The sequence below is a fragment of the Acidisoma cellulosilyticum genome, assembly GCF_020621385.1.
Classification (GTDB): Bacteria; Pseudomonadota; Alphaproteobacteria; order Acetobacterales; family Acetobacteraceae; genus Acidisoma; species Acidisoma cellulosilyticum.
In genome coordinates this window covers 534744-560758 of the sequence record NZ_JAESVA010000004.1, presented here as the reverse complement: position 1 = coordinate 560758, position 26015 = coordinate 534744, and the positions used below count along the sequence as shown (strand labels likewise).

General features: G+C 60.7%; 27 protein-coding genes. 12 read left to right on the top strand and 15 right to left on the bottom strand.

From position 1 onward, the window contains the following. The first annotated feature begins 1 nt into the window (after position 1). The 4 genes from ACELLULO517_RS14840 to ACELLULO517_RS14825 all read left to right on the top strand — a co-directional run bounded on the left by ACELLULO517_RS14840 (position 2) and on the right by ACELLULO517_RS14825 (position 3904). Positions 2–976: an ABC transporter permease gene (locus ACELLULO517_RS14840; RefSeq protein WP_319796428.1), complete on the top strand. Its 975-nt coding sequence runs from the start codon at positions 2–4 to the stop codon at positions 974–976. Further along, a complete protein-coding gene (locus ACELLULO517_RS14835) occupies positions 973–1956 on the top strand; it encodes an ABC transporter permease (protein ID WP_227308186.1) in 984 nt (327 codons plus the stop codon). The genes ACELLULO517_RS14840 and ACELLULO517_RS14835 overlap by 4 nt, the downstream gene beginning before the upstream one ends. Then, positions 1953–2897, top strand: coding sequence for a cyclase family protein (locus ACELLULO517_RS14830; protein ID WP_227308185.1), 945 nt, complete (start codon positions 1953–1955; stop codon positions 2895–2897). The genes ACELLULO517_RS14835 and ACELLULO517_RS14830 overlap by 4 nt, the downstream gene beginning before the upstream one ends. Before the next feature lie 215 nt (positions 2898–3112). Further along, on the top strand, positions 3113–3904 hold the full coding sequence (locus ACELLULO517_RS14825; protein ID WP_227308184.1) for an SDR family NAD(P)-dependent oxidoreductase: 792 nt from the start codon (positions 3113–3115) through the stop codon (positions 3902–3904). Positions 3905–3913: 9 nt separating this feature from the next. Here ACELLULO517_RS14825 and ACELLULO517_RS14820 read toward each other — a convergent pair whose 3' ends face one another. Beyond that, complete coding sequence (locus ACELLULO517_RS14820; RefSeq protein WP_227308183.1) at positions 3914–4210, bottom strand: putative quinol monooxygenase; 297 nt, start codon at positions 4208–4210, stop codon at positions 3914–3916. 241 nt (positions 4211–4451) lie between these two features. Between ACELLULO517_RS14820 and ACELLULO517_RS14815 the strand changes: the two genes are divergently transcribed. Continuing rightward, the gene (locus ACELLULO517_RS14815) at positions 4452–4835 is read left to right on the top strand and encodes a hypothetical protein (protein ID WP_227308182.1); all 384 of its coding nucleotides are present in this window, start codon (positions 4452–4454) and stop codon (positions 4833–4835) included. A gap of 46 nt (positions 4836–4881) precedes the next feature. On the opposite strand, the gene ACELLULO517_RS14810 is transcribed toward ACELLULO517_RS14815, so the two are convergent. The 6 genes from ACELLULO517_RS14810 to ACELLULO517_RS14785 are packed head-to-tail and all read right to left on the bottom strand — an operon-like array spanning position 4882 to position 10685. Then, positions 4882–5166: a YciI family protein gene (locus ACELLULO517_RS14810; protein ID WP_227308181.1), complete on the bottom strand. Its 285-nt coding sequence runs from the start codon at positions 5164–5166 to the stop codon at positions 4882–4884. A 15-nt stretch (positions 5167–5181) separates the two neighbouring features. Continuing rightward, positions 5182–6174: an ABC transporter permease gene (locus ACELLULO517_RS14805; protein WP_227308180.1), complete on the bottom strand. Its 993-nt coding sequence runs from the start codon at positions 6172–6174 to the stop codon at positions 5182–5184. A 2-nt stretch (positions 6175–6176) separates the two neighbouring features. Then, positions 6177–7694: a sugar ABC transporter ATP-binding protein gene (locus ACELLULO517_RS14800; RefSeq protein WP_227308179.1), complete on the bottom strand. Its 1518-nt coding sequence runs from the start codon at positions 7692–7694 to the stop codon at positions 6177–6179. Beyond that, on the bottom strand, positions 7694–8719 hold the full coding sequence (locus ACELLULO517_RS14795) for an ABC transporter permease (protein ID WP_227308178.1): 1026 nt from the start codon (positions 8717–8719) through the stop codon (positions 7694–7696). The genes ACELLULO517_RS14800 and ACELLULO517_RS14795 overlap by 1 nt, the downstream gene beginning before the upstream one ends. A 29-nt stretch (positions 8720–8748) precedes the next feature. Further along, positions 8749–9861: a sugar ABC transporter substrate-binding protein gene (locus tag ACELLULO517_RS14790; protein WP_227308177.1), complete on the bottom strand. Its 1113-nt coding sequence runs from the start codon at positions 9859–9861 to the stop codon at positions 8749–8751. 56 nt (positions 9862–9917) lie between these two features. Then, on the bottom strand, positions 9918–10685 hold the full coding sequence (locus ACELLULO517_RS14785) for an SDR family NAD(P)-dependent oxidoreductase (RefSeq protein ID WP_227308176.1): 768 nt from the start codon (positions 10683–10685) through the stop codon (positions 9918–9920). 281 nt (positions 10686–10966) lie between these two features. Here ACELLULO517_RS14785 and ACELLULO517_RS14780 point away from each other — a divergent pair, with 281 nt between their 5' ends. The 3 genes from ACELLULO517_RS14780 to ACELLULO517_RS14770 are packed head-to-tail and all read left to right on the top strand — an operon-like array spanning position 10967 to position 13501. Next, positions 10967–11860: a fumarylacetoacetate hydrolase family protein gene (locus ACELLULO517_RS14780; RefSeq protein WP_227308175.1), complete on the top strand. Its 894-nt coding sequence runs from the start codon at positions 10967–10969 to the stop codon at positions 11858–11860. A gap of 13 nt (positions 11861–11873) precedes the next feature. Beyond that, a complete protein-coding gene (locus tag ACELLULO517_RS14775; RefSeq protein WP_227308174.1) occupies positions 11874–12731 on the top strand; it encodes a dioxygenase family protein in 858 nt (285 codons plus the stop codon). A gap of 47 nt (positions 12732–12778) precedes the next feature. Then, a complete protein-coding gene (locus tag ACELLULO517_RS14770; protein ID WP_227308204.1) occupies positions 12779–13501 on the top strand; it encodes a GntR family transcriptional regulator in 723 nt (240 codons plus the stop codon). 45 nt (positions 13502–13546) lie between these two features. Here ACELLULO517_RS14770 and ACELLULO517_RS14765 read toward each other — a convergent pair whose 3' ends face one another. From ACELLULO517_RS14765 to ACELLULO517_RS14730, 8 genes are read right to left on the bottom strand one after another with little or no spacing between them, the layout of a single operon-like run. Further along, positions 13547–14614, bottom strand: a complete 1068-nt coding sequence (locus ACELLULO517_RS14765) for an alcohol dehydrogenase catalytic domain-containing protein (RefSeq protein ID WP_227308173.1) — start codon at positions 14612–14614, stop codon at positions 13547–13549. Positions 14615–14639: 25 nt separating this feature from the next. Continuing rightward, complete coding sequence (locus ACELLULO517_RS14760) at positions 14640–15407, bottom strand: SDR family NAD(P)-dependent oxidoreductase (RefSeq protein WP_227308172.1); 768 nt, start codon at positions 15405–15407, stop codon at positions 14640–14642. Between the two features lie 18 nt (positions 15408–15425). Then, positions 15426–15719 carry a YciI family protein gene (locus ACELLULO517_RS14755; protein WP_227308171.1) on the bottom strand — a complete coding sequence of 98 codons (294 nt, stop codon included), beginning with the start codon at positions 15717–15719 and terminating at the stop codon, positions 15426–15428. A gap of 14 nt (positions 15720–15733) precedes the next feature. Then, positions 15734–16507, bottom strand: a complete 774-nt coding sequence (locus ACELLULO517_RS14750; RefSeq protein WP_227308170.1) for an SDR family NAD(P)-dependent oxidoreductase — start codon at positions 16505–16507, stop codon at positions 15734–15736. Between the two features lie 32 nt (positions 16508–16539). After that, complete coding sequence (locus ACELLULO517_RS14745) at positions 16540–17523, bottom strand: ABC transporter permease (protein WP_227308169.1); 984 nt, start codon at positions 17521–17523, stop codon at positions 16540–16542. After that, a complete protein-coding gene (locus ACELLULO517_RS14740; protein WP_227308168.1) occupies positions 17523–18497 on the bottom strand; it encodes an ABC transporter permease in 975 nt (324 codons plus the stop codon). The genes ACELLULO517_RS14745 and ACELLULO517_RS14740 overlap by 1 nt, the downstream gene beginning before the upstream one ends. A gap of 11 nt (positions 18498–18508) precedes the next feature. Continuing rightward, positions 18509–20005: a sugar ABC transporter ATP-binding protein gene (locus ACELLULO517_RS14735; protein WP_227308167.1), complete on the bottom strand. Its 1497-nt coding sequence runs from the start codon at positions 20003–20005 to the stop codon at positions 18509–18511. Between the two features lie 7 nt (positions 20006–20012). Further along, positions 20013–21170: an ABC transporter substrate-binding protein gene (locus tag ACELLULO517_RS14730; RefSeq protein WP_227308166.1), complete on the bottom strand. Its 1158-nt coding sequence runs from the start codon at positions 21168–21170 to the stop codon at positions 20013–20015. A gap of 279 nt (positions 21171–21449) precedes the next feature. Between ACELLULO517_RS14730 and ACELLULO517_RS14725 the strand changes: the two genes are divergently transcribed. The 4 genes from ACELLULO517_RS14725 to ACELLULO517_RS14710 are packed head-to-tail and all read left to right on the top strand — an operon-like array spanning position 21450 to position 26003. Further along, the gene (locus ACELLULO517_RS14725) at positions 21450–22490 is read left to right on the top strand and encodes a maleylacetate reductase (RefSeq protein WP_227308165.1); all 1041 of its coding nucleotides are present in this window, start codon (positions 21450–21452) and stop codon (positions 22488–22490) included. Beyond that, positions 22490–23416 (top strand): intradiol ring-cleavage dioxygenase, encoded by a 927-nt coding sequence (locus tag ACELLULO517_RS14720; RefSeq protein ID WP_227308164.1) that lies wholly within the window; start codon positions 22490–22492, stop codon positions 23414–23416. The genes ACELLULO517_RS14725 and ACELLULO517_RS14720 overlap by 1 nt, the downstream gene beginning before the upstream one ends. A gap of 8 nt (positions 23417–23424) precedes the next feature. Next, the gene (locus ACELLULO517_RS14715; protein WP_227308163.1) at positions 23425–24306 is read left to right on the top strand and encodes an NAD(P)-dependent oxidoreductase; all 882 of its coding nucleotides are present in this window, start codon (positions 23425–23427) and stop codon (positions 24304–24306) included. A 29-nt stretch (positions 24307–24335) separates the two neighbouring features. Continuing rightward, positions 24336–26003 (top strand): extracellular solute-binding protein, encoded by a 1668-nt coding sequence (locus ACELLULO517_RS14710; protein ID WP_227308162.1) that lies wholly within the window; start codon positions 24336–24338, stop codon positions 26001–26003. Positions 26004–26015: the final 12 nt, after the last annotated feature.

Below are 26015 nucleotides of genomic sequence, written 5' to 3'. Positions count from 1 at the left end.
GATGATTCCGCCCAGTTTATCAGTGAGCCTGCGGCAGCACTTGTCGCGTGACGCAGGACAATGGCCCGCGTTCATCGTCATGATAGGCGTTCTTGCCCTGTTTATTATAGCAGGCGCTGCCACTCCATCATTCCTGACCTTCGGCAACGCCCTGGTGATTGTCCGCGCGGCGTCCATGACAGGCATCGTCGCGGTGGGCATGAGCGTGATTACGCTGTCGGGGAATCTCTTTGCTCTCTCGGCGGCCTCTCTCGGGGCATTCCTCGCCGTTATTTTTGCGATCGTGACAGCCAGTCTGGGCTTGGCGGCCGGGGTCGTTGCCGTAATTGTGGTGGCCATAGCGGCCGGTGGCCTTCAAGGCGTCGCCGTGGTGATCACAGGCAATCCCATCATCGCGACACTGGCCTTTGGTGCTGCGTTTCGTGGCCTGGCATCGATCTTGAGCAGCAATGGTGTGCTGCGGATCAATGGCGCTGCGGCCATTTGGATTGGCACAGGACGGCCTTTGGGCGTGCCGACGCAGAGTTGGGCTTTCCTGATCCTGACGGTTTTCGCCTGGTTCCTCATCCGTCGCACAAGTCTGGGACGGAGAGTGATTTTGACCGGTGCCAGCCGAGACGCGGCACATGCCAGCGGCATCGGCGTCGATGGTGTCATCTGCACGGCCCTCGTGATCATGTCCCTGATGGTGGCGGTCGTTGCCTTGTTCACGGTCTGTCAGTTCTCGGAGGCAAGGGCTAATCTGTTCAGTGGTTATGACTTTGACTATATCGCGGCTGTTCTGGTGGGCGGCATTGCGCTGCGGGGCGGCGAGGGGTCGCCGCTTCAAGCGGCTTTAGGGGCCATCCTTATCTCGCTTCTTGAGAATCTCATGCTTCTGAACGGATTTTCGGCGGGTCTTCGCATTGCGATCGTCGGATTGGTCGTGGTCGCGGCCACGGGAACCTTTCATGTTCTGGGAAGAAAGCATCGATGATCCGGCAGGACAGGATGCGCGAATTCGCGGCGCGCTTCGCGCTCATGCTTGTCGTTTACGCGGGTTTCGCGACGCGCGAACCCAGTTACTATCATGTTGCGGGCATTGCGTCCCTGCTCGACGGCGCCTTTCTGACGGGCGTTATCGCGCTCGGTGTCGGATTGACCATGGTTGCAGGGGAGATGGACCTGTCCGTCGGGTCGATGGCGGCCTTGGCCGGCGTTCTATCGATAAAACTCGAAACATTCGGCGTTTTACCGGCTCTTGTGGCCTCAACGGCTCTCGCCGCTTTGGTCGGCGCGGCTCAGGGCTGGTTCATCGCAAGGCTGAGAATTAATTCGTTGATCTTTACGGTCGGAACTTTGATTGCCTTTCGTGGCTTCGCTCTGCTGCTGGCCGGCGAGCAGACGGTCAATATTCCAATCGCCGATCTGGACGCGACGGACTTCCTCAGTGCGCATTGGCTGTTCCTGTCACCTTTGGGCGGTTTGCTGATCGTCGTCGCCTTGCTGATCTTTGGCCTGACGACCTTTACGTCCTGGGGGCGCGAAATCTACGCCATTGGTGGTGGCCGCACGGAAGCCCGCGCCGCCGGCGTCTCGGTTCGTCGCCCGCTCGTCCTGGCCTTCGCGATGTCAGCGGGGCTTGCCGGCCTGGCGGGCGCCGTGATGTCGTTGCAATCCGACAGCGCGACGCCCTTGGGTTACGATGCCGTCTTGCTGGATGCCGTGACGGTCTGCCTGATTGGCGGTGTCGCGCTCCGAGGAGGTCGTGGGAGTGTCGTCGGCATTATGATCGGCCTTTTTACGCTGCGCTTTCTCGTGAGCGGTATTGCCAGCCTTGGCGCGCCATTCTGGGCCCAAAGCCTGGCGAGTGGGGTGCTCCTCATTTCCTTGATACTGGCCGAGGGTGGCTATGCGTTTCTGCGGCGGCGCCGCAGCTTCGCGGGCGTCGGCGGTCTGCGTGGGGGGATGTCATGAGTGCGGATGACAATCCGGCGCTTGGCGAGGATTGGTTTCCCTCGCGATGGGGGGCAGAGGATCAGCGCGGCAACGGCAATCTGCTTAGTCCGGCAAAGGTCCTTGAAGCGCTCACACTTGCACGCTCTGGGGAAACGATTCCTCTCGGCTTCCCCTATACACCCGATATGCCGTTTTCCCCGGGGCGCTCGTTCTCGCTCAGGTTGCAAGGGCAGTCGAGCGGCACGGGTGGCCCGGTCGGCGCCAAAAGCCGAACGATCTGGAATGACGATTTCGTTTGCACCGAAATCGGCCAGATGGGGACGCATATGGATGCGCTCGGCCACCTGGGGCATCAGGCGGCCGGCGGTTGCGGGCATTGCGAAACGCTTCTCTATAACGGCAACCGGCTTGCGGATGTGTGGTCGGAGACGGGCCTGAAGCGGCTTGGTATTGAGCATGCACCGATCTTCGTCGCGCGGGCGGTCCTCCTCGATATTCAGGGGTTGAAAGGGGAGCCTTTGCCGCGTGGGACAGAGATCACAACCGATGATCTGATATTCTGCCTTCGGCGACAGGGACTGCCGACCGAAGGCTGGTTAAGGCCAGGCGATGTCGTCCTCATAAGAACCGGGCACGGGTCGCGTTTCTATACCGAGGCCGTGACATGGTACGATAGTTCGCCCGGGATCGGATTGCCCGCGGCGCAATACTTGTCCGCGTTTCAACCCAGCGTGATCGGTGCCGATAATTTCGCCATAGAGGTCATGCCCCCGGCTGATCCGGACTATGTGCTGCCTTGCCATCAGCACCTCATCATGCGCCATGGGATATACCTTCATGAAGGCATGGCGCTTGATGCTTTGGCCGAGAGAAGCGTCTCGGAATTCGTCTATGTATTTTCGCCCCTGTCGATCGTCGGCGCCACGGGATCTCCGGGCATGCCTTTCGCGATCTTGTGATGCCCTGCCGTTCTTACGGTTTTCATGCTGGCCAGATTGGTGTTTGATCTGGCGAGACTTCTGCTTGGCATTCCGCTTTTATATTGCGATTGCGGCTAAGGTCATGATGACGATGGAACGGTGTATGGCTGAGCCGATCGTCAAAAATTATGTGACGGTTTCGGGAGTTCGGTAGACCGGTCTGGCAGGTCTCGATGCGTGAAAGGAATTCGCAGATGCAAATTAATGCAGGTCGTTTAGCGTTGGTGACCGGGTCCACGACCGGGATCGGATTGGCTGCGGCTAAAGCCATTGCGCGTGCGGGCGCCGATATGATCATCAATGGCCGTACACAGGCTGCCGTCGATCAAGCCGTGGCTGAGGTTCAATTACTGGCCCCAGCCGTATCTGTGACCGGCATCGCTGCAGATGTCAGCACGGCTGAGGGCGCTGCCGCAATTGCTGCTGCCGTCCCACACTTGGACATTCTTGTCAATAATGTTGGAATATACGAACGAAAATCCTATTTTCAAATCTCGGACGATGATTGGCGCCGATTGTTTGAGGTCAATGTTTTATCGGGTGTCAGGTTGGCTCGACTTTACGGCGAAGGCATGCGCAGTCGCGCTTGGGGCCGTATCGTCTTTATTTCAAGCGAGAGTGGCCTGCTGACACCGGTCGACATGATCCACTATGGCGTTTCCAAAACCGCGCAGATCGCTGTTGCCCGAGGGCTGGCTGTCGAACTGGGTGGGAGCGGTGTGACGGTCAACAGCGTTCTACCAGGTCCGACAAATACAGAAGGCATGGTGGCCATGATCGTCGACGAGGCGAAGCGGACAGGGCGCGCGGTCGAAGAGATCGAGAAAGAGTTCTTCGATCGCGCGCGTCCGACATCGCTCAATCGCCGCTTTTCATCGACGGATGAAATAGGGGCCATGATCGCCTTTGTCTGTAGCGAAATGGCAGGCTCGACAACGGGCGCTTCCCTCCGGTGCGACGGAGGCATTGTCACCGGTCTTGGCTGAGCCGCCAGCTTATCCAAGCTCATCGAGCAGAAGAATCTCGGGCGCTTTCGTCAGCTTGCCATCCATAGACGCGATGAAGGCTTTGAAGTGCTCGGTGCTTTCATGAAATGCGATGGCTGCCTTGTCCTTCCAGCGCTCCACAAAAATGAGCTGGGGGGAGGTTTCCTGCGAGCGGTAGGGCTTGTAGAGCAGGCAGCCTTCTTCTTTGCGGCTTGCTGCAGTGCAGCGAACCGCCGACTCAAAGATCTCAGCCTCGTGTCCGGCCTTTATGGTGAGGACTGCAACGATATCAATCGGTTGGGTCATATCCCCTGGCTCCTATCTTAGCTCTGTTTTGACGGAAACTTATGCGGTAATATCAAGGAAAGAAAAGCTCGGAAGCTTTTAAAATTATAAAAAGGGGGAGGGGATGGTACTCGGCTCTGTGGATTCCATTCGCTTAAATGATCGCTCAAACCAGCTAGGCCTTATTGGGTTCGAGATTGAAGATTTTCTTGAGCGACGGCAACCGGTTGCGCCCCATAGTTACACGACGCTCCGCCAGCCTTTGGGTGTTTCCACCGCCCATTCGCCGTTCCGGGCCAATCGTGTCGCATTAGCCTGGACCGCCGGGGCCGCTCAGCTTCCCTATCTGGTCAGTTTTCTTGAGAGTTTGACGCTGGAAAATTGCGCCGCGCCTGGCGCGGTCATTCTGGTCCATGGCCAGTTATTGCCATCCTCGCTTCCAACGGCAATGTCGGCCTCCGGTCATACCTGTCTTTATCGCCTCGCACCGAGCACAAGCCTGCCGCTGGATAGTTTGGCTAGGCCTGCGCATTGGGAACTCGCCCGCATCTCACGCGAAGCCTGGACGGAATCGCTCGGCCTTTTTTCAATGCAACGGCCGGCGATCGTTTTCAGCGAAGCGCCGTTGATTCAGGCGATCATGTAGAGTTAAACCCAGGCAGGCTGCGGCGCCCTTAACAGGGGCGCCGATCTCAGCGGTTGTCAGTCTTCTTGTCGAATCGGCGGATGATGACCTGTCCCCAGATGCCTTCCTTGACGAAGGGGTCCTGGGCATTGAACGCTTCGGCAGCGGCGCGTGACGGCACTTCGACCAGGAAAAGACTGCCGATCATCGTCTCCCCGTCATCTGAGACAAGCGGCCCCGCCACGACAAGATGCGCATGGCCCTCCTGAAGATAGGCGCGATGCGCCGCGTGATGGGCGAGGCGCTTTTCCAGCCCGTCCGGCTTGTCCAGACAATGAATGGCAAACAGCATTCCGGATGATCCTTGTTATTTGATGATGCCGATCTTGGTGCGATCGGTCGTGAGGAAGACGGCGATCAGCGCCATGACGCCGAAAACGATATATTGCCCGGTCGGTTTCACCCCGATCAGCACCGTCGCGACCCGCAGCCAGGCGGTGATAAGACCGCCAATGACACCGGCCCAAAGACCGCCGACCCCGCCCGATATGGCGGTTCCGCCCAGAACGACGCCGACGATCGAGAGCAGAAGCAGATTGCCGGCCAGTGTCGGAGAGCTGAACTGGGTCACGGAGACGAGAGCCAGCCCCGCCAGCGCTGCGCACCCGGCGGAGATAGCAAAGGCGAAGCTGCGCAGGCGCACGTTGCGAACCCCTGACATCAGGGCTGCCCGCTCACCCGCGCCGAGCGCGAAAAGGTCACGCCCGATCCTTGTATAACGCATCACCAGCGCCAGGACGGCGACCAGCACCAAAGTGGCAAAGCCCGTATTGGGTATATCGAAGCTGGTATCGCCGAGAAGATTGATGAAGGGATCGCTGTCCGGCAGCGGTTGCGCCGTCGCGTTCGAAAGCAAAAGCGACAGGCCGGATAGCATGCTGAGCGTGCCGAGCGTGGTGATGAAGGAGGGTATCTGCAGCCAGGCATGCAGCCAGCCCTGCAGCGCGCCAAAAAGAAGCGCGAGAAGCACGACCACCAGGCAGGTCCAAGGGCCGAAGATTGGCGCCAGCACGACCAGCATTACGCCGGTGATGGAGGCGATGCCGGCGACGGACAGGTCAATACTGCCGGTCAGGATGGGGATCGTGCTGCCGATGACAAGGATCATCAGCGGTGCTGCGTCCGAGATGAAGCCATTGAGCGCGGCGGGTGACAATGTTCCCGGTGCGATGATGGCACTGACGCCGACGAGAAGGATAAGAACGGCGAGCGGCACGCCGCGCCGCAGAGCCGCCCGCCGCTCCGCGAAGCCGGGTTTCGCGGGGACCAACGGATCAGTGGCAGGCTGGACATGAGACATGGTCACACCATCGCCCGAACGAGGTCTTCCTCGCTCGGCGCGTCCCCTCGGTTGAGGTTGTATTCGGCGCTCATCGTACCGTCGCGCATGACGATGACCCGATCCGACAAGTCCAGCACTTCACCGATCGTGTCCGCGATGAAGATGACGGACAGGCCCTTGGCCGCTTCGGCGCGGATGACCGCGAACAGATCATCCCGCGCACCAGGATCGAGCCCCCGCGTCGGATGATCGAGCAGCAGCAATTGCAGGCGGCGGGACAGCAGCCATTTGCCGAGCACGACCTTCTGCTGATTGCCGCCGCTCAGATCGTCGATGCGCGCATCGGCCGACCGCGTCTTGACCTTCAGACGACCGATCCACTCCGTTGCCACCTGCCGTTCCGCCCGGCGATTGACGAGAATTCCACGATGCCCGTAATCCAGCCCGAAGGTCAGGGCCATGTTTTCCACAAGCGTGCGGCCCTTCAGCATGCCTTCGACATGGCGATTGGCGGGCAGATAGCCGATGCCCGCCTGCACGGCGGCCGCCGGGGATGGCACGCTGATCTGGGCGCCGTTCAGCTTGATCTTGCCTTGGACATTATCTTCCGCACCGAACAGCGCACGGCAGAATTCCTCCGCACCCGAACTCTGCACACCCAGCAGGCCGAGAATCTCGCCCGGCGCGACCGAGAGCGTGGCTGGCCGCACCTGCTGGCCCGCGCTCAGGCCGGACACCTGCAGCCTTGCCTTGGATGGGTCTGCCTCATCGCTTTGGATGCCACGCGGGGCGCGTATGGCGCGCTGCCGCCCGACCATGAGGCGATAGAGGCTTTCACGGTTAAGCGCGCTGACCGGCTCGTCTGCAACCTTGCGGCCGTCGGTCATGACAACCGCGCGGTCACTGATATGAAGGATCTCATCCAACCTGTGCGAGACGAAGACGATGGCGGCCGATTGGCGCAGACGGTCGATCTGCCGGAACAGAAGCCTGATCTCTTCGGGCGTCAGAACCGATGTCGGCTCATCGAACAGGATGATGGGCGGGTGACTGACCAGATCCTCGACCGCCAGGACCTTGGCAAGCTCCACCTGCTGCCGTTGCGCGAAACGCAGGTCTTCGACAATGGCGCGCGGATCGATATCGACCTCGATCTTGCGGAGTTGCGCGGCCGCCGCCTCATACAATTGCTTCCAGCGGTAAAGGCCCTGGGCCTTGGCGGGATTGGGCTTGTCGAGGAAGATGTTTTCGGCGACGGTCAGGTTCGGCACCAGGGATTGTTCCTGATGCACCATACCGATGCCGTGCATGGTGGCGTCGGACTGGCTGCGCAGTCGCACTGGCTTGCCATGCAACAGCATCTCCCCGCTGCTCGGCTGCACCAGACCGCCGATGATCTTGAGCAGGGTCGATTTGCCGGAGCCGTTTTGGCCCACAAGTCCCAGCACCTCGCCCTGGTTGAGCACGAGGTCCATCTGCTCCAGCGCGGTCACGCGACCGAAAATCTTACCGACGCCGCGGGTTTCCAGAAGCTGCATCACTTGACCACCCGCAGTTTACGCCGGAGATGCAATCCGCTGACGGCGACGACGATGAGGATGACCGCGCCGCTGATGATGTTGCGCACATAGGGACCGGCACCGATCTGAATAAGGCCGTTGTTCAGCACTTCCAGCACCACGGCACCGATCGCGGATGGCAGCACCCCGCCGCGACCACCGCTGAGCAAGGTGCCGCCCAACACGCAAGCGCTGACCGCCGGAAACAGCAGGCCGTCGCCGATATTGGCATTGCCGTCGCCCAGACGGGCGGAGAGCAGAACACCGGCTATGCCAGCCATCAGACCGGAGATGATAAAGGCCGCCAGCTTGAACAGCGGAACCGGCAGTCCCGTCATCACCAATGTCGCTTCGGCGCCGCCCACCGCGAAGATCATGCGGCCGAGATGCGTGTAATGCAGCAGCAGATGAAACAGCACGAGTAGCATAATGGCCACAAAGACGATCAGGCTGAGCCCCGCGATATGGGTCGAGGCGATGCTCAAAACCCAATGATCCTGAACGGTGGGCACCTGGGACGGAAACAGGATGCTCGCGATGCCGAGGCCGATGAACCAGGTGCCAAGTGTCACGATCAGCGACGGCATCCGCAGGATGGTGTTGAGCAAACCATTGACCAGTCCGAAGGCCAGACCGACGCCGATGGCGGCGGCGATGCCCCAGATGCCCCAGTGATTGCCGTTCACGTCATTTGCGCAGAGCAGGGACAAGGTCATGCTGCTCGCCGCCATGACCCCTTCCATGGAGAGATCGATGGCGCCGAGCAGAATGACGAAGCTCAACCCTGTCGTCAGGATCACCGGCACGGCGGAGGCTTCGGCGATCGCGGCCAGGTTTCCGGCCGATAGGAAGTTATGCCGCGCCGCCTCGAAAACCAGAAGCAGGACAATCAGAACACCAAGCGGGCCAAGGTTCTGCAGCCAGCGGCGTGCGTGCAGCGCGAAGCTGCGGTCGGACTGCTGCGCGGAGATGCGCGCGCTCGTCGTTGGAGACATATTCTTCATGACCAGACCGACCGCATCATTCGCCTGCGTTACTTGTTGGCGCCGACCGGAAGTTCCCCAGCCGAGTCCTTCCAGAAGTCAGCCTTCAGCTCCGCATAGGTGTAGTTCGGCGCATGCGCCTTCAGATCAAGAAAATGATCGACGTTAGATTTATCGACGACTTCCTGCTTCAGATAGAAATCGCGCTGCGCATGGGTGAGCTTTGCCGGATCAATATCGCCGACTGCGGCGGCATGGGCGATGGCGATGGAAACGGCACCTTGCAGCACCGGGTCATTCCAGACGGTGACCAGCATATCGCCGCTTTTCACCATATCGAGCGCGACCTTGGACCCATCCGAGCCCGTCACGGGAATTTTGCCGTTGAGGTTCTTTTCGCGAAGGGCCGCGACCGCGCCGCGCGCCATGGCATCATTGGACGCGAAAATGCCGTTGAGTTTGCTGCCGTAGCGCGCGATCCAGGTCCGCGTGATGTTCTGGGCCTTGGTTTCCTGCCAGTCGCCGACCTCGGTATCCAGCAAGGTCACACCGGGGCATTCCGCCAAAGCCTTTTTCAGCCCGGCGATCCGCTGATAGGCCGGCGGCGTTGACGGCACGCCTTCGATCGCCGCGATCTGGCCATGTCCGCCGAGCGCCTTGCACAGCGCTTGCGCCTGATAATAGCCCGACATGACGCCATCGAAGGACGTATGGGCGACCCAGTATTTCGGGTCCGTATCCCAGGGGTGAATATTCTCGGGCCTATTCCAGATGGTCACGATGGGCACCTGCGCCATGGCCGAACGGTGCACCACCGCCTTGACGAAGGCGTTGGAGGACGGGTCGGTTGCCAGCGCGCATTGGTCGCAGCCGGTCGCGAAGATCGCACCGAGCTGGGCCAGAAGCTGCGAACCCTGATAGTTGCTGGTCACGACGATCAGCTTGGCGCCGAGCGAATTCGCGATGTCTTGCGCACCTTGGGTATATTCGGCCCAATATTCGGATGCGGTTTCGTCGATGCCAATGATCAGGCTGCCCTTCTGGGCGGCCTTGGCCGGGGCGACAGCGATCTGGCTGAGCGGTAGGGCAAGGCCCAGAATCGCTGCCAGGGAAAGGCTGCGCTGCCAAAATTTGCGCGAAAGCCGATGCAGTTGGTCGGTCATAGTCGTCGTTCCTCCGTTTTTTTGTTTTTATTTGGCGGAATCGGACGGTCGGTCAGCTATCCAGCGACGCTGCCGCCGTCGACGAAAAGGATTTGGCCAGTGATGAAACTGGCGGCGGCCGAAGCCAGGAAGACAGCGGTTCCGCTCAGCTCCTGCGGCTCCGCCGCGCGGCCGAACGGAATGCGCGACATGAACAGGTCGCGAACCTCGGGCGTCTTCAATATGAAATCGGCGAGGGGCGTTTTCAGAACGCTCGGCGCGATGCAATTGACGTTGATGCCATGCTTGGCCCATTCCGTGGCGAGCTGGCGGGTGAGCAGATGAACCGCCCCCTTGCTGACGCCATAAGCAACATAGCCGAGCGGATGACCGACGAGGCCGCGCACGGAGCCGATGGTTATGATGCGGCCAGGCTTGCCGGCATCGATCAGGCGACGGCCGAAGGCTTGCGCGCAATAAAGCGTGCCTTTGACATTGACGTCCATGACAAGGTCGAATTCCTCGGGCGGCAGCTCGGTCGCCGATTTGCGTCGCGCGATCCCGGCCGCCGTGACGAGAATATCGGCATTGCCGAAATGATCGCTGACTTTGGCAATAGCACGCTCGACGTCATCGGCTTTTGTCACATCGACGGAGACCGGCAAAACCGAGCCAAGCTCTGAAAGTTCGCTAGCGGCAGCGTGAAGTTCGGCTTCCTTGAGGTCCAGGATGGCGACTTTTGCACCCAGCGTCAGATAGGCTGCGGCGACGGCCTTGCCCAATCCACCGGCACCACCTGTTACGACGGCGATCTTTCCGGTCAGGCCGAAGAATTCTTCGAGCATCTTGGCATTGTCCAAGCTCGCGTCCCCCGTATGTCGGCCTTTTTCAAGCCGGTTGAGCAGGCTTTATGCTCTGCTGCGCCGCAGATTGTTCCAGCGAAGCCGGGTTGTAAATAGAAATATCGATAAAATTATTTCCTATCGCATATAAAAGACATCAAACGACATATGTCGTTTTTATCGTCAAAATATATTCAGACGTAAAAATATCGATTTTTGTAGCGACCGAGTGGCGGCGGTGCTAGAACCCAGGAAAACAAGGTCTCGCAGACCGGGGGGGGATTATGCGTCTGATATCGTTTCTGCAGCAGGGGAAGCCAGCGATCGGCGTGGCGACTGCGACCGGCATTGTCGACCTCACAGCGGCAGACAGCATATTTCCCGACGATCTCGGGGCGTTTGTCCGGGGTGGAGAGGCATTGCGCATCGCCGCGATGCGGGTTGTCGAAAGCAATGCGCCCCGTGTCGACGAAGCGTCGATCCGCTATCTGCCGCTGATCGCGTCACCTGGAAAAATGATCTGTCTGGGTCTCAACTATCAGGAACATGCGGCGGAAGGCGGCTATCAGCGGCCGGAATGGCCCACGACCTTTTTGCGCTGCGGCACGAGCCTGACCGCGCATGGCGCCGCCATTATTCGGCCGATCGTCTCCGAGCAATTGGATTACGAGGCCGAACTTGCCGTCATCATGGGGCGTTCCATCCGCCATGCCACGGTCGAGGAAGGGCTTGATGCAGTCTATGGTTATTCCTGCTTCAACGATGCCTCGGTGCGGGATTATCAGCGCAAAACAATCCAATGGACCATGGGCAAGAACTTCCAGCAGACGGGTGCGTTCGGTCCGGCCCTGGTCACGGCCGATGAGTTGCCGCGAGGCGCGGTGGGCCTGTCCATCGCCTGCAGGCTGAACGGCAATGTGGTGCAGCAGGCAGATACCGCGCAGATGATCTTCCCGGTCGGGGAAACATTGGCGATGCTGTCCGAATGCGTCACGCTGGAAGCCGGTGACGTCATTGTCATGGGCACGCCCTCCGGCGTCGGGCATGCGCGCAAACCCCCGCTCTGGATGCGTCACGGTGATACCGTCGAGGTCGAGATCGAGGGCGTCGGCCTTCTACACAACGTCATTGAGGATGAGCCGGCATCGCGGCCGGAATCCTCGCGCGCCGCCGCTTGAGGGAGACAGGATCATGACCGGCATGGATCGCCCGCCCGCCTATGACATTCACCCCGGCAATGTAACGGACAAGGTCATAGCCTCTTTTACTATGAAAACCGCCCGCGAGAAGCAGTTGCTGGCTAGCCTTGTCAGCCATCTGCACGGTTTCGCGCGGGAAAATCGGCTGACCCATGAGGAATGGGCCAAGGCCGTCGGCTTTCTGTTTCGCTGCGGCGAGATCAGCAATGAAAAGCGCGATGAATTCATGCTGCTGTCCGACGTTCTCGGTCTCAGTTCGTTCGTCGATATGACGGATGCACCAGAAGGGGCCACGGAAGGGAGCGTTCTGGGCCCGTTTTATGCGTCCGACAGTCCGGAGAGGCCGGTGGGCGCGGATCTTCGGCCAGGGGGCGAGGGCGAGCCCGTTCTGGTGCGCGGACGGGTGTTGGACGCGGCTGGCAAGCCGATCAGCGGCGCCATGATCGACATGTGGCAGACGGCTGAAAACGGCCTTTATGCCACCCAGGATGAGGCTCTGCCGGATCAGGCCTTCCGCTGCAAAATGCGCTGCGACGATGCGGCCGGTTTCAGCTTCGTCACCGTCATGCCGGGTCCCTATAAGGTGCCCGATGACGGGCCAGTCGGTGACCTGTTGCACGCGGGCGGCAGAACCGCTTGGCGCCCTGCCCATTTCCACTTCATGATCCTGGCGCCGGGGCATCGCGCGCTGACCACCGAGATCTTTTTCGAAGGCGATCCCTATCTTGGCACCGATGCGGTCTTCGGGGTGCGCAAGTCCCTGATCGTGGCGCCGCAGGAGGAGCGGGGACAGAAGCTGGTCGACCTGACCTTCCGGCTGGTGCCGGCGGCTTTGTCTGACGCGGCCTGAGGGAGGAGGCAGCCTTGGCGGGGGCGATTGTCCGGCTGGGTCCGCCAATGGTAGGATTAACCGAACCACCGCCTGGGCGGCTTTCAGAGAGGCAATGTTTGACAGACGGCACTGCAGCCCGAGAGACGACCCTGGCATCGTCGGTATATGCGCAAATGCGCGACGATCTGCTGCATTGCCGGCTTCCGCCCGATAGCAAGCTGCGTGTGGAATGGGCTGTCGCGCAATATGGTGCCGGCGCGTCGCCGGTGCGCGAGGCGCTGAACCGGCTCGCCGCCGAAGGGCTTCTGGACCGTCGCGACCAGCGCGGCTTCTTTGTCATGCCGATCACGCTGGAGGAGCTGGAGGAACTGACCCGCACGCGCTGCTGGTTGGAAGAACGCGCCTTTCGGGAAAGCATGACCCATCGCACAGCCGGCTGGGAGGAAGGCGTTGTCATCGCGCTGCATCGGCTGTCGCGCGTACCGCGGCGGGCGGAAAACGGCACGCCTAATCCCGAATGGGAAACGCGCCATCGGGCGTTCCACCGGTCATTGATCTCGGCCTGCCGCTCGGACATCCTGATCGGTTTTTGCGAGCAATTGGCGGATCAGGCCTATCGCTATCGGCAGGTCGCACGCGAAGCCGGCAGTGTTCCGCGTGACGAATCCGCCGAGCATAATGACATTGCAACGAAAGCCATCAACGGTGACGCCAATGGCGCGGTTGAGGCGCTTCTGCATCATTACCGTCTGACAAGCGAACTCTGCGGTATAGGCCTGAGAACCTGAAGTAATAGGGGCGTCGGACCTAGACAGGTCCGGCGCCCCTATCGCTTATGCCTTGACCAGAATCTTCAGATGCTGGCCTGCGGGATCAAGAAGCGCTTCGAAACCACCTTCCACCACATCGCTCGCGTCAATCTGACTGGTGACCACCCGCTCGACCGGAAAAATCCCGGCCGCGATCATGCTGGCGATGCGCGGCCAGACATGAACCGGATAGCACCATGTCGCTTCGATCGAGATATCCTTCAGCGCCCAGAGCATCGGATTGACGGAAGCCGACCGGACGTGCAGCCCGGCCTGCACTACCACACCCTGACGCCGCACGGCCTCGACGCAGGCATTCAGCGACCCCTCGTGCCCGACGCATTCGAGGGCGGTATCGACACCGATGCCACCTTCCGTATGGGCACGGACGATCTCGACAAGGTTCTGACTGCGTGGATCAATGGGGATGACGCCGGGTACGATCTCCTGCGCCTTGCGCAGCCGGTTGGGGTTAGGTTCCGACACGAACAGCGTGCTGGCACCCGCGGCGCGCGCGGCCAACAAGGTCAAGGCGCCGATCGGTCCGGCCCCCGATACGAGCACGGTGGAGCCCGCCTGCACGCGACCGCGATCGACGGCGTAGACCGCGACCGCCGCGGGTTCAATCAATGCGGCCTGCACGTCCGTCAGCCCGGCGGGTACGGGAACGACATTGGCAGCGGGCAGCATCGCCATTTCCGCCATGCCGCCCCAGGCATGGGACAGGCCGATAACGCCGAGCTTCTCGCTGAGATGCAGAAGCCCGCGGCGCGCATAATAGTCATCCGCCGGGGCCATCAGCGGCTGGATGGAAACCAGGTCGCCCGGTTTCACATGGCTGACGCGGTCGCCGGTTTTCACGACGCGGGCCGAGAACTCATGGCCCAGGATCTGCGGCAGGGTGGCGCCGGTCAGCACATTCGGCTCTATCGGCGTGACGATGGGTCCCGCGATATATTCATGCAGATCCGTGCCGCAGATGCCACAGACGGTGGGCGCGACCAGAACCTCGTCCGGCCCGGGGTTGTCAGACGGTGGCGCGACATCCTCAACCCGGATGTCGCGCTTGGAGTAAAAGCGCACAGCGCGCATGGAGTTTATCCTTTGTTCGGCGGTGTTATTGCGCCGTATAGCCGCCGTCACAGGCCAGACTGGCGCCCGTCACAAAACGCGCTTCATCCGAGGCCAGGAACAGCACGCAATTCGCGACATCGACCGGCTCACCCAATGTCAGCGGATGCTTCGCCTTCATCATGTCGAGATAATGCTGCAGACCGCCTGGATAGGTTTCGCCCGCCTTCATGAAAAGCGGCGTCTTCGTCGAGCCGGGGTGCACGCAATTGACGCGGATGCCGTAAGGCGCATAGCAGATGGCGTCCGTCTTGGTCATCAGCAGCACCGCGCCCTTGGTCGCATGATAGGGCGGCAGATCGTCATTGCCGATCAGACCATAGATCGAGGAGAAATTCACGATCGCGCCGCGCTTCGCCTGCATCATATGCGGCAGCACGTATTTGGAACACAGGAAGGTGCCGCGCACATTGACGGCGAAGACAGCCTCGAATTCCTCAAGGCTGAGATCATGAGTGAATTTATTGGCGCCCGGGATGGCCGCATTATTCACCAGGATGTCGATCTGGCCCCATTTGTCTGCGACCGCCGCGACAGCGCTTGAAACACTGTCCGCATCGCGCACGTCGACTTGAAAGAAATCGGCATCAGCACCAAGACTACGCAGCTTTTCCGCTGTCTTGCCACCGTTCTCGGCACTGATTTCAAAGACCGCAACCTTGGCCCCTTCCTCAGCGAATCGCTGGCAGGTGGCTTCCCCGATACCGGTGCCGCCGCCCGTTATGATCGCGATTTTTTGGTCTAGGCGTCCCATTGTCGTCCCTCGATTTTGTTATGTCGCAGCGCGATTATCGACGCGCTTCAGAAAAGGATGGATCGAAACCTTTTCCCAGATCGCCGCCTTCTTGAAGGGGTCGTTGTTATGGAAGGCTTCAACCTGCGCCTGGCTATCCGCTTCGACAAGAAAGAAACTGCCGATCATCGTCTCGTGATCCGGCGCCAGAAGCGGACCTGACACGAGCATGGTGATCGGTGCCGAGGATAGATAGGCTTTATGAGCATCGTAATGCGCGAGCCTTTGTTCCACAGCACCGGCTTTGTCCAGGCAATGAATGGTGAAATGCATGGCTTTTCTCCTTATCAGGAAATGGAATAGCCGGCATCGACCATCAGAACATGGCCGTTGATGCCGGATGCGGCGTCCGAGGCGAGGAAGGCGACGGCGGAGGCGATCTCCTGCTTGCGCAGCAACCGCCCGTTCGGCATGTCTTCCAGCCAGATCTTCATGACTTCGGGCTGCGTGCGCCCGACATCCGCCAGCATTTCGGTATCGGTATAGCCGGGACCCACGGCATTGACGCGCAAGCCTTGCTTCGCCCATTCGATGCCGAGCACGCGTGTCATATGCGCGACGCCGGCCTTGGCGACATCGTAACCGACATGCAGTTCCGGCCTGACGACCTTCACGCCGGCGATCGAGGATGTCAGCACAATGGCACCCTTGCCGCGTTGCAGCATGGGGCGCGCGAAGGCGCGGGCGGAATAGAAGCTGCCGTCGAGATTGACGGAAAGCGCACGGCGCCAAATTTCATCGGTATGGTCGATGGCGGCGGCCTCATAGCTGATGCCGGCATTGGCGGCCAGGATATCGACCTGACCGTGACGGCTGACCACGGTTTCCGCCGCCGCATCCAGGGAGCCAGAATCCGTCACGTCCAGTGTCAGCCAGGACGTGCGTTTGCCGTCCGGGTCCAGACGCTGCGCGGTTTCGCGCACGCCCGGCGACCGGTCGGCGAGGACGACGGTGGCACCGAGGGACAGAAGATGCTCCGCGATGGTGGCGCCGATACCACGCTCAGCGCCAGTCACCACGGCGACGCGCCCATCCAGGCGATAGAGAGAATCGATCGACATGAGCTTGCCTTTCTTGGTCTGAACGGCTGCCGTCAGCGCCGCACGTAGCAGGCGGCGGCAAGAACGATGACGACGCCTTTTAGCACGATCTGGAACTGGATCGGCAGGCCGAGCAGCAGCACGGCATTGGCTGCCAGCATCAGCACGGCCGCACCCGCCAGGGCACCCGGGATGGTGCCACGCCCGCCCGAGAGCGCGACACCGCCGATGACCGCCGCGACAATGCTGTCGAGTTCGAAACCACGACCGACCTGATTATCGACGATTTCGGCATAGCCACCCAGAACGACGCCGGCGATGGCGGCCAGCAGGCCGGAGGCGACGTAACTGCCGATGATGATCCTATCGACAGGATAGCCGAGAAGCCTTGCCGTGACCTGGTTGCCGCCTGTGATCATGAACCGCCGGCCGAGCAGCGTGAAATGGACGATGAAGCAGGCAGCGACAGCCAGGACGGCCAGAACGGCCAGATTGACCGGAATGCCGTGCCAGGTGCCGGAACCGACGACCCGCAGGATAGGTGGCAGGCCGCCGCTCGGCGCGCCCTTCGTCCAGGCGAAACGCAGACCCTGCAGAACGATCATGCTGGCAAGCGTTGCGAGGAAGGGGGAAACCTGTCGCTTGGCGACCAGCAGACCGTTGACGAGCCCGGTGGCGCCACCGATGAACAGCGATACGACGAGTATTTCGATGACCGCGCCGACGCCGCCCGCGAAGCAAGTGCCGGCGACCGCCGCTGTCGCCATGACGGAGGCGACCGACAGATCAAGCCCGCCGGTCATGATGACAATGGCCTGGCCGATAACAACGATCGCCAGCGGCACGGTTTGCAGCACGAGGTTGGAGAGATTCTGCTGGCTCAGAAAGGACGGCGCCGCGATGCCGGACAGTATGAGCAGCAGAACGAGAAAGATGTAGATCGCGTAGCGCGCGATAGAGTCGCTCAGCCTTGGTTTGCTGCCCCGACCTGACTTGGTGACGAGCGAGCGGACCTGCGGAATAGCATCCACTTTCATCAGCCTCTCTTCCCTTCGCGATAGGCCGAAACGGCCAGCATGATGATCAGCCCCTGCACGACGAGCTGGATTTCGGTCGATACGTGGAGGAAATTCAGGAAGTCATTGAGCAGCGCGATGAGATAGGCGCCGAGCAGCGTGCCGATGACACCGCCGCGGCCGCCGCTCAGCATGGTGCCACCGACAACGACGGGGGTCACGGAGGCGAGCGTGTAGTTCGCCCCCGCGTAAGGCTGGCCGGACCCGAACCGCGCGACCAGATAGATCGCTGTCATCGCGCAAAGCAGACCGGACAAAGTGTAGACGAGCATCGTCAGCCGTTTGACGGGCAAGCCCAGCAGCACGGCAGCGTGTCTGTCATCGCCGATCGCGTAGATATTGCGACCCGTGGCCGTCCGCCGCATCAGGAAACTGGCGAGCAGATAGACGAGGAGCACGATCGTCGCGCCGACCGATATATCCGCGATGCGGCCATAGGCCAGGAAGTCGAAACCGTCCGGCACCCCGCCCGCAGGCGCCATGGTGTATAGCAGGGCCAGACCCTGCAGCACGGCGCCGGTGCCGAGCGTGACGATCAATGGATGCACCCTGAGCATCACGATGGCGATGCCATTGATGAGGCCGATGACCATGCCGAGCACAATGATGCCGGCGCAGACGGGGAGCACCAGATCGCCATTGCTGTTGATGATGCCCGAGGTCAGGACCGACAGCAGACTGATCATGGAGCCGACAGACAGGTCGATACCGCCCGTCAGAATCGTCAAAGTCTGCCCGAGCGCGACGAGTGCCAGATCCGTCGATTGCTCATAGACATTCAGAAAATTATTGAGCGTGCCGAAGCGATCCGAGACAAGACAGCCCAGAACCGTGATGACAACGATCAAAAGAACGACGATGCCAAGTCGCAGCACTTGCTCAGGCAAGCGACGCGCCCTGTTGCGCGGCAGGGCCGTAGTGGCGGTGATGCTCATGCCGTTTCTCCTCAGGCAGCCTGCCGGTCATGCGTCGCGAGGTCGACGACCGCTTCCTCGGTGATCTCATCCTTTTCCAGGATGCCCGTGATCGATCCCTCACGCATGACATAGACGCGGTCGGACATGCCGACGACTTCCGGCAGTTCGGAACTGATCATCAGGATCGCAATGCCGCGGGCCGCGAGCCCACGCATGATCCGATAAATCTCCGCACGCGCGCCGACATCGACGCCGCGTGTCGGCTCATCCAGGATCAGCACACGGTGACAGGCCCTTGCCCACCGAGCGATCAACACTTTCTGCTGGTTGCCGCCGGACATGGTCGAGACCAGCGTGCCGGGACCGCGGCAAGCAATTTGATAGCTTGCGATATCTTCCTCAGCGATTTGCCATTCGCGGCGGCCGTCCCGCATCACCCCGCGCCGGACCGTCTCCAGACTTGCGGCGCTGATATTGGCCCCGATAGGCTGCAGCATGGCGAGGCCTTGGCCTTTACGATCCTCGGTCACGAAGCCGATACCAAGGCTGATTGCCTGTCCTGGCGTGATCGTGCGGAAGCTCCGCCCGGCGATCGTGACGGTGCCGCGTTCCATCGGCAGGCCGCCGAAGATCGCCATCGCGAGTTCCGAGCGTCCTGACCCAACCATACCGGCAAGACCTGTGATGATGCCGGCATGCAGTTCCAGACTGCAGCCGAGCACGCGCCTGCCGACATGAATGTCCTGCGCTTGCAGCACGACGTCCGGCTGGGCCGGCGGCGGCTGTTCATGGGGCGGGAAAAGATGGGCGAGATCGCGGCCGACCATCATTGTAATCAGCGTGTCGCGTGTCATGCCGGCGACCGGCTGTGTCGCGATCCATTGCCCGTCCTTGATCACGGTCAGCCGGTCGCATAGCGCGAAAATCTCGTCCAGCCGATGCGAAATATAGATGATGGCGACACCAGCCTCGCGCAGCCGGCGCAACCGCGTGAAGAGCAGTTCCACCTCCCGGCCCGCGATGACAGCCGTTGGCTCGTCAAGAATGAGCACCTTCGGCGTATCGATCATTGCCTTGGCGATCTCGACCATCTGCTGGTCGGCGACCGTCAGCAAGCGCACTTGCTGACGCACGTCGATCGAAACGCCAAGCCGATCCAGAATCTCCCGCGACCGCCGTTCGGCCTGCGCGTGGTCAAGAAGACCGAGACGGTTGCGCGGCATGCGGCCAAGAAAGATGTTTTCGGCGACCGTCAGATGCGGGAAGAGCACGAATTCCTGATAGATGACATGGATGCCGGCTGCCTTGGCTTGTGCCGGTCCATGCCATTGGACGACCGCCTCACCGAGGCGGATTTCGCCTTCGTCGGGCGATTCCACGCCCGCGATGATCCGGGTCAGCGTCGACTTGCCGGCGCCATTTTCACCAACCAGGGCATGAATTTCCCCGGCCTTGACCTCAAGCTTGACCCCGGCGAGCGCTTGCACGCCGGGGAAGGCTTTACGGATGCCGCTGACCGAAAGCATGGCGACCTCAATGCGGATATTGAGTATGCGCGGTCGTCGGATCGTAGGTCGGCCCGAGATCATTGGTCACGAGGTAGTTGGACGGCTTATCCGGCAGGCCCAGGCTGTCGAACGGGACATCGCTCTTGATCGACGGCGTCTCGTCGCCAGGGGTCACCGAGATCTGAGAGTTCACGGTATAGGTGCAGGGAACGGCCGCGCCGCTCAATACTTTCAGGGCAACGTCGATCGCTGTGCGATACTGTGACGGCGGGTCGCTGATCTCCAGCATCGGCACTTTATACTTGATGGCTTCAAGCAACGGGCCGTTGACGTCCGCCGTGGTGTGCATCGGAATTTCACCAGGCTTGAAGCCGGCCTCCACGAAGGCCTCGATCGAGCCAGGCACCTGCAGGCCATGGGCCGACCAGACCGCGTCGATCTTGTGACCGTATTTGGCGATGACGGCCTGCATGACCTGCTTACCCTTCACGGGGCTCCAGTCCGAATAGACCGTGTCGAGGATATGAATGCCGGGATATTGCGCGAAGATCTCCTTGGCCGGATTCATGCGGTTTTCGCTCGGGCTTGACCCGGCCTGACCACCGAGCAGCACGACATTGCCCTTGCCATGCAGCTTCTCGACGATCCACTGCGCCCAGAGGCGGCCCATCATGGGATCCGAGGCGTTGATATAGGTGACGAAATGATCGGATGAGATGCGACGGTCGAGCATGATGACCGGAATACCCTGGCGCATCACGCGCGTGACGATCGGGTCAAGCGCCTTTTCAGTATTCGCGCTGACAATCATCAGATCAACGCCTTGAGACGCAAGATCCTGCACGTCCGAGACTTGCTTGGCGTCATCATGCCCAGCATCGGTAATAATCAGCTTTTTGATGACGTCCTTGTGGTCTTCGGCACCTTGCTTCAATTCATCCAATGCGACGACGCGCCAGCTGTCACCGAGACCGGCATTGGAGAAGCCGATCGTATAGGGAGGCGCCTTCTTGTATTTCGAGGTGTCGCGAATGCAGGTGGTGAGCGCCGGATTGAAAAGTTCCGTGCGCGGCGCGCCTTGATATCCGGCGGGCGTTGCGGGTTGGCTTTGCGCATGACCGACGCCTGCGAGAAAGCCAGCAGCCAGCGTGCCGAGAAGCGCGGCTTTGAATCCGTTCCTCATGTTTCCCCTCTTGGTTGCCGATGATGGCAATCCATTTTTGTTTATCTTGCCGAGACAACGCTGCCTCAGTTTCCGAGAGGGTGGAACTCAAAACGCAGTTTGGCTAGATTGAAATTGTTCAAATTGGACAATTTACATCTCGCCCTGGCAGGATGGCGAACCTAAGTTGGGCTGAAGCCGACGCGCGGTGCAGTCCTATGATGCGCCGCACAAATAATATGACGTCGCGCGATTACGGGAGGCAAAGTGCTAGAACCATTTGTATTTGATGGCCTGCCGATGCGCGTCGTCTTTGGCGACGGCACCTTGGCGCAATTGCCGGAAGAGGCAGAGCGCCTCGGCATGGGAAGAATCCTCGTGCTGTCGACGCCGGAGCAAAAAGACCAGGCCGCCGATATCGCGGCGCGTCTCGGTACGCTTGCCGTCGGACTTTTCGACCGGGCGACCATGCATACGCCGGTCGACATCACCGAGCAGGCCCTGGCCGTCGTGCAGTCCCTGAATGTGGACGGCGTGGTCTCCGTCGGTGGCGGATCGACCACCGGCCTCGGCAAAGCCATCGCTCTGCGCACGGACTTGCCGCAAATCGCCGTGCCGACGACCTATGCCGGGTCAGAAATGACACCGATCCTCGGCGAAACGAAGAACGGCGAGAAAATCACGCTGCGTACGCCGAAAGTGCTGCCGGAGACGACGATTTACGACGTGTCCTTGACACTCAGCCTGCCGCCAGCGATCAGCGCGACAAGTGGCATGAATGCCATCGCCCATGCGGTCGAAGCGCTTTATGCGGAGGAGCGCAATCCGATCATCTCCCTGATGGCGGAGGAGGCGATCAAGGCGCTGGCGAAGGCTTTGCCGATCATCGTGGCAGATCCTCATGACCGGGATGCACGCCATCAGGCGCTCTATGGTGCCTGGCTTTGCGGCATCGCACTCGGTTCTGTGGGCATGGCGCTGCATCACAAGCTTTGTCATGTGCTCGGTGGGTCCTTCAATCTTCCTCATGCACCGACCCATACCGTCGTGCTGCCCCATGCGGTCGCATATAATGCCGCGGGTGCGCCGGAGGCGATGCGGCGCATCGCATCGGCTCTGGGGGCAGAGAATGCCGCGCAAGGGCTGTATGATCTGTCCCGGCGCCTGGGCGCACCGCTCAGCCTGGCAGAGATCGGCATGCGCGAAGCTGATATCGAGCAGGCCGTTACCCAAGCGGCGGCACGCCCTTATCCTAACCCACGACCGTTGGAGACAGCGGCGCTACGCAGGCTTCTCCAGAATGCTTTCGCGGGGAAACCGCCTCAGGAGGAGCAAGCGTGATGCTCGGTAAAACCCAGCATTTTACGGAAGAACGGTCGGTTGAGGCGGTGCTGGAGCGCAATGCCGGTTGCACGGATGAGCGTCTGCGCGAGATCATGTCCGTCCTGGTTCCGCATCTGCACGCGATCGTCAAGGAATTGCGGCTGACGCCGGAGGAATGGCTGGCCGCTATTCAGTTTCTGACACGTACGGGCCAGATCAGCAGCGACCGGCGGCAGGAGTTCATCCTCCTCTCGGACTGTTTGGGCGTCTCCATGCTCGTCGATGCCATCAACAGCCGCAAGATCGATGAAGTGACACCCTCGACCGTGCTTGGGCCTTTTTATGTCGATGGCGCGCCGCATCTGCCGATGGGTGCGATGATTGCGCATCATGGCCGGGGTGAGCCGCTATTTGTGCTTGGGCGTGTAAGCGATGAGCATGGCTTGCCCCTTGAAAACGTCGAGCTGGATGTCTGGCAGACATCCGAGGACGGCTTCTATGATACACAGGATGATAGCCAGCCCGATATGAATCTGCGCGGCGTTTTTAGCACGGGTTCCGATGGCGATTTCTGGTTTCGCAGCATTGTGCCGGCCTCCTACCCGATCCCGAGCGACGGGCCTGTCGGCGATATGCTCAAAGCCCTGGGCCGGCATCCGATGCGCCCGGCCCATATTCATTTCATTCTGCGCTGCGCTGGCTATGACACGCTGACGACGCATATTTTTATCGATGGTGATCCTTACCTCGATAGCGATGCTGTCTTCGGCGTGAAAGACAGTCTGATAACGCCTTTGCGTGATCCCACGACGGAAGAACGCCGGCTGTATAGTCTCCCCGAGGGCTGCCAATGCTTGTCCCTCGACTTTCGCCTCCAGAAGGAGGCGTTGAACCCTATGACTGGCGCCAGGACGGTTGCCGGATTGAACGGAGCCCCCACATGAGGAATAGGATGTCTGTGGGTTGGATCGGCCTCGGCAAGATGGGTGCGCCGATGAGCCGCCATATCGGGGCGGCCGGGCATCAGCTCCATGTCTATGATATATCGCCGGAGGCAACGGCCATCGCCGCGGCGGCAGGCGCGGAGGTCGCCCTGAGCCCTGAGGCGGTCGCGGCAGCCGCGCCCATCACGTTTCTGTCGATCCCGAATGATGGCGTTCTGCGCTCGCTGGTTTTGGGTGATCAAGGGCTTGCGCGAAGAATGGCCCCGGATTCGATCCTGGTTGAAACCAGCACGGTATCGCCGCGTGTGTCGGCTGAGGTCGGCATCGCTTTGGCGGCAGCGGGTATCCACTATCTGCGGTCGCCCTTGTCCGGCAGTACCGCGACGGCTGAGGCCGGCAAACTCACGGTCCTCGCGTCCGGCGCGGAAGCCGCTTACCGCATTGTGGAGCCCTTGCTGGAGACGTTTTCCATCCGCCGCTTCTATCTCGGCACCGGGGAGGAGGCGCGCTATCTCAAGCTCGCCATCAATATGCTTGTGGGTGCCACATCGGCCCTTCTTGCCGAGGCGCTCACCTTCGGGCGGAAAGGCAATTTGACGACGGAGCAGATGCTGGAGGTCATTTGCGAAAGCGCCGTGGCATCGCCGCTGATCGCCTATAAGCGCGACATGCTGACATCGCGCGATTTCACGCCGGCCTTTACGGTCGAACAGATGATCAAGGATTTTGACTTGGTCCTGGACGCCGCAAGTAGCGAGCAGGTGCCCGTGTTTCTGATCAGCCTGATCCGCCAACAATATGAAGTGGCGCGCGCTCAAGGGAGTGGCTTGAAGGACTTTTTTGTGCTGCTTGAGCAATATGAGGCTCAGGCGGGCTTGCCCTTGGCCTAGGGAACAGGAAACAGGGCTTAGGAATTGCAATGAATGACCTTGAACTCCTGAGGATTCTGGACTTTCTGCAGAAGCTACGCTCGCCCTGGGCAAAAGCATTTCCACAAGGTGACAGCGAACTCGTTTGGCAGTTGGTCCATCATCTCATGAGCAGTGTGACCCGTGGGGATATCGTCACCATCTCGGCTTTAGCCCAGGCCGGTTACGCGCCTTACACCACGGCGTTACGCAAGGTCGAGGAGTTGATAGACGCGGGGCTGATTACCCGCGTGCCGCGCACGAAGACAGGGAAATCATTCGCTCTGCAGCCAAGTGCGAAGCTCAAGAAACTGTTCGAATCCTATCTGGTTGAGGTGAAGCGCGCGGTCGCTCAAACCCTGGGTAGTCGCGGCCCTGGGGAGGCGAGCGAGGACTATTATTTCGGCGCTTCGCCTATCGGCGGGTCACCCGGCGCTCAGCACAGCAAGCGCTTCGACATTCGCTTTCTGCTGGCAGAGGACAATTATTTCGTCGCGTTGCAGAATATGTGGGCTGATCTGCGAACAAGCTTTGGCTCCCGTCGCGACTTTACCTTGGCGCGCCTGCCGCAGCTTTATCAACTTGCGATGGAAAATGCCCAAAGGCCCGTCTCGCAATATGATATCGTTGCCATCAATATTCCCTGGATGGGGGAATTCGCGGCCAAGGGTTTCATTCGCCCGCTCGGCAATGTGGTGCGGGATGCCGGGTTGGAGCCGACCGAATTTCATGCGGATTTCTGGGCAACCGGCAAATGGCGTGGCACGCAATACGGCATGCCGATCTATTGTACGATCGAGACATTGGCGGTGCGGCGGGATCTTTTTCAGGAAGCCAATATCGGGTTTCCGTCGAACTTCGAACAGGTGCTGGCTGCCGGCAAGGCGCTGCACGCGCCCGCCCATGGCCGCTATGGCATTACCTGGAATGCGGCGCGAGGCATGCCGATCGCCGCGAGTTTCCTGTTCCTGCTCGGCGATTGCGGAAGCTTTTTGTTGGACCGCTCTGCCAAGACAGCCAGCAAACCCGTAAGGCCGGTCATCGACATGACAGCGGGGCTGCGCGTCCTCGACTATATGCACAGGCTGGTGGAGATTTCGCCGCCTGGTGTGACGGAATTGGATTGGGAAGCAAGCCTCGATACCTTTCTAACCGGGCACGCGGCGATGACCTATTGCTGGAGCATGCGGGCCGCGCGTTTTGAATACGACACGCGCTCCAAAGTCGGCCGCAAGGTGGAATACCTGCCGCATCCTGCCGGCCCCCAAGGCAAGGTGACAGCGCCGATCGGCGGTTTTGTGCTCGCAGTTCCGAGCAATCTGCCGGAAGAGCGCATGCGCCTTGCGGTCGATGCGATCGCCTGGATCACCTCGCCCGATACGGTGCGGGATCATCTGAAAAGCGGACTGCCGGTGCGTCCGCGTTTCAGCGTGATCTCTGACCCTGAGGTCATGCAAAGCTCACCGATCGTGAACTTTGTGGAGCGCGTGGCGCGGCGCGATCTGCTCGACAGCTGGCAGCGCCCGCCGATTCCCGAATATGTCGCGATGGAAGCGATCATCGGCCAGGAAGTGCATGATGCCCTGACCGGGCAAACAACGGACAGAGCAGCCCTCGTTTCCGCTCAGCGGCGGATCGACGGCATTTTTCGTCACAAATCAAGCAGGAGGGCTGCCTGATGCCTCCAGTGG

What these genes read in the sequence shown, in the direction of transcription:
- ACELLULO517_RS14840 (WP_319796428.1), top strand. Translation starts at nt 2, where the DNA reads ATGATTCCGCCCAGTTTATCAGTGAGCCTGCGGCAGCACTTGTCGCGT.
- ACELLULO517_RS14835 (WP_227308186.1), top strand. Translation starts at nt 973, where the DNA reads ATGATCCGGCAGGACAGGATGCGCGAATTCGCGGCGCGCTTCGCGCTC.
- ACELLULO517_RS14830 (WP_227308185.1), top strand. Translation starts at nt 1,953, where the DNA reads ATGAGTGCGGATGACAATCCGGCGCTTGGCGAGGATTGGTTTCCCTCG.
- ACELLULO517_RS14825 (WP_227308184.1), top strand. Translation starts at nt 3,113, where the DNA reads ATGCAAATTAATGCAGGTCGTTTAGCGTTGGTGACCGGGTCCACGACC.
- ACELLULO517_RS14820 (WP_227308183.1), bottom strand. Translation starts at nt 4,210, where the DNA reads ATGACCCAACCGATTGATATCGTTGCAGTCCTCACCATAAAGGCCGGA.
- ACELLULO517_RS14810 (WP_227308181.1), bottom strand. Translation starts at nt 5,166, where the DNA reads ATGCTGTTTGCCATTCATTGTCTGGACAAGCCGGACGGGCTGGAAAAG.
- ACELLULO517_RS14805 (WP_227308180.1), bottom strand. Translation starts at nt 6,174, where the DNA reads ATGTCTCATGTCCAGCCTGCCACTGATCCGTTGGTCCCCGCGAAACCC.
- ACELLULO517_RS14800 (WP_227308179.1), bottom strand. Translation starts at nt 7,694, where the DNA reads ATGCAGCTTCTGGAAACCCGCGGCGTCGGTAAGATTTTCGGTCGCGTG.
- ACELLULO517_RS14795 (WP_227308178.1), bottom strand. Translation starts at nt 8,719, where the DNA reads ATGAAGAATATGTCTCCAACGACGAGCGCGCGCATCTCCGCGCAGCAG.
- ACELLULO517_RS14790 (WP_227308177.1), bottom strand. Translation starts at nt 9,861, where the DNA reads ATGACCGACCAACTGCATCGGCTTTCGCGCAAATTTTGGCAGCGCAGC.
- ACELLULO517_RS14785 (WP_227308176.1), bottom strand. Translation starts at nt 10,685, where the DNA reads ATGCTCGAAGAATTCTTCGGCCTGACCGGAAAGATCGCCGTCGTAACA.
- ACELLULO517_RS14780 (WP_227308175.1), top strand. Translation starts at nt 10,967, where the DNA reads ATGCGTCTGATATCGTTTCTGCAGCAGGGGAAGCCAGCGATCGGCGTG.
- ACELLULO517_RS14775 (WP_227308174.1), top strand. Translation starts at nt 11,874, where the DNA reads ATGACCGGCATGGATCGCCCGCCCGCCTATGACATTCACCCCGGCAAT.
- ACELLULO517_RS14770 (WP_227308204.1), top strand. Translation starts at nt 12,779, where the DNA reads ATGGTAGGATTAACCGAACCACCGCCTGGGCGGCTTTCAGAGAGGCAA.
- ACELLULO517_RS14765 (WP_227308173.1), bottom strand. Translation starts at nt 14,614, where the DNA reads ATGCGCGCTGTGCGCTTTTACTCCAAGCGCGACATCCGGGTTGAGGAT.
- ACELLULO517_RS14760 (WP_227308172.1), bottom strand. Translation starts at nt 15,407, where the DNA reads ATGGGACGCCTAGACCAAAAAATCGCGATCATAACGGGCGGCGGCACC.
- ACELLULO517_RS14755 (WP_227308171.1), bottom strand. Translation starts at nt 15,719, where the DNA reads ATGCATTTCACCATTCATTGCCTGGACAAAGCCGGTGCTGTGGAACAA.
- ACELLULO517_RS14750 (WP_227308170.1), bottom strand. Translation starts at nt 16,507, where the DNA reads ATGTCGATCGATTCTCTCTATCGCCTGGATGGGCGCGTCGCCGTGGTG.
- ACELLULO517_RS14745 (WP_227308169.1), bottom strand. Translation starts at nt 17,523, where the DNA reads ATGAAAGTGGATGCTATTCCGCAGGTCCGCTCGCTCGTCACCAAGTCA.
- ACELLULO517_RS14740 (WP_227308168.1), bottom strand. Translation starts at nt 18,497, where the DNA reads ATGAGCATCACCGCCACTACGGCCCTGCCGCGCAACAGGGCGCGTCGC.
- ACELLULO517_RS14735 (WP_227308167.1), bottom strand. Translation starts at nt 20,005, where the DNA reads ATGCTTTCGGTCAGCGGCATCCGTAAAGCCTTCCCCGGCGTGCAAGCG.
- ACELLULO517_RS14730 (WP_227308166.1), bottom strand. Translation starts at nt 21,170, where the DNA reads ATGAGGAACGGATTCAAAGCCGCGCTTCTCGGCACGCTGGCTGCTGGC.
- ACELLULO517_RS14725 (WP_227308165.1), top strand. Translation starts at nt 21,450, where the DNA reads ATGCGCGTCGTCTTTGGCGACGGCACCTTGGCGCAATTGCCGGAAGAG.
- ACELLULO517_RS14720 (WP_227308164.1), top strand. Translation starts at nt 22,490, where the DNA reads ATGCTCGGTAAAACCCAGCATTTTACGGAAGAACGGTCGGTTGAGGCG.
- ACELLULO517_RS14715 (WP_227308163.1), top strand. Translation starts at nt 23,425, where the DNA reads ATGTCTGTGGGTTGGATCGGCCTCGGCAAGATGGGTGCGCCGATGAGC.
- ACELLULO517_RS14710 (WP_227308162.1), top strand. Translation starts at nt 24,336, where the DNA reads ATGAATGACCTTGAACTCCTGAGGATTCTGGACTTTCTGCAGAAGCTA.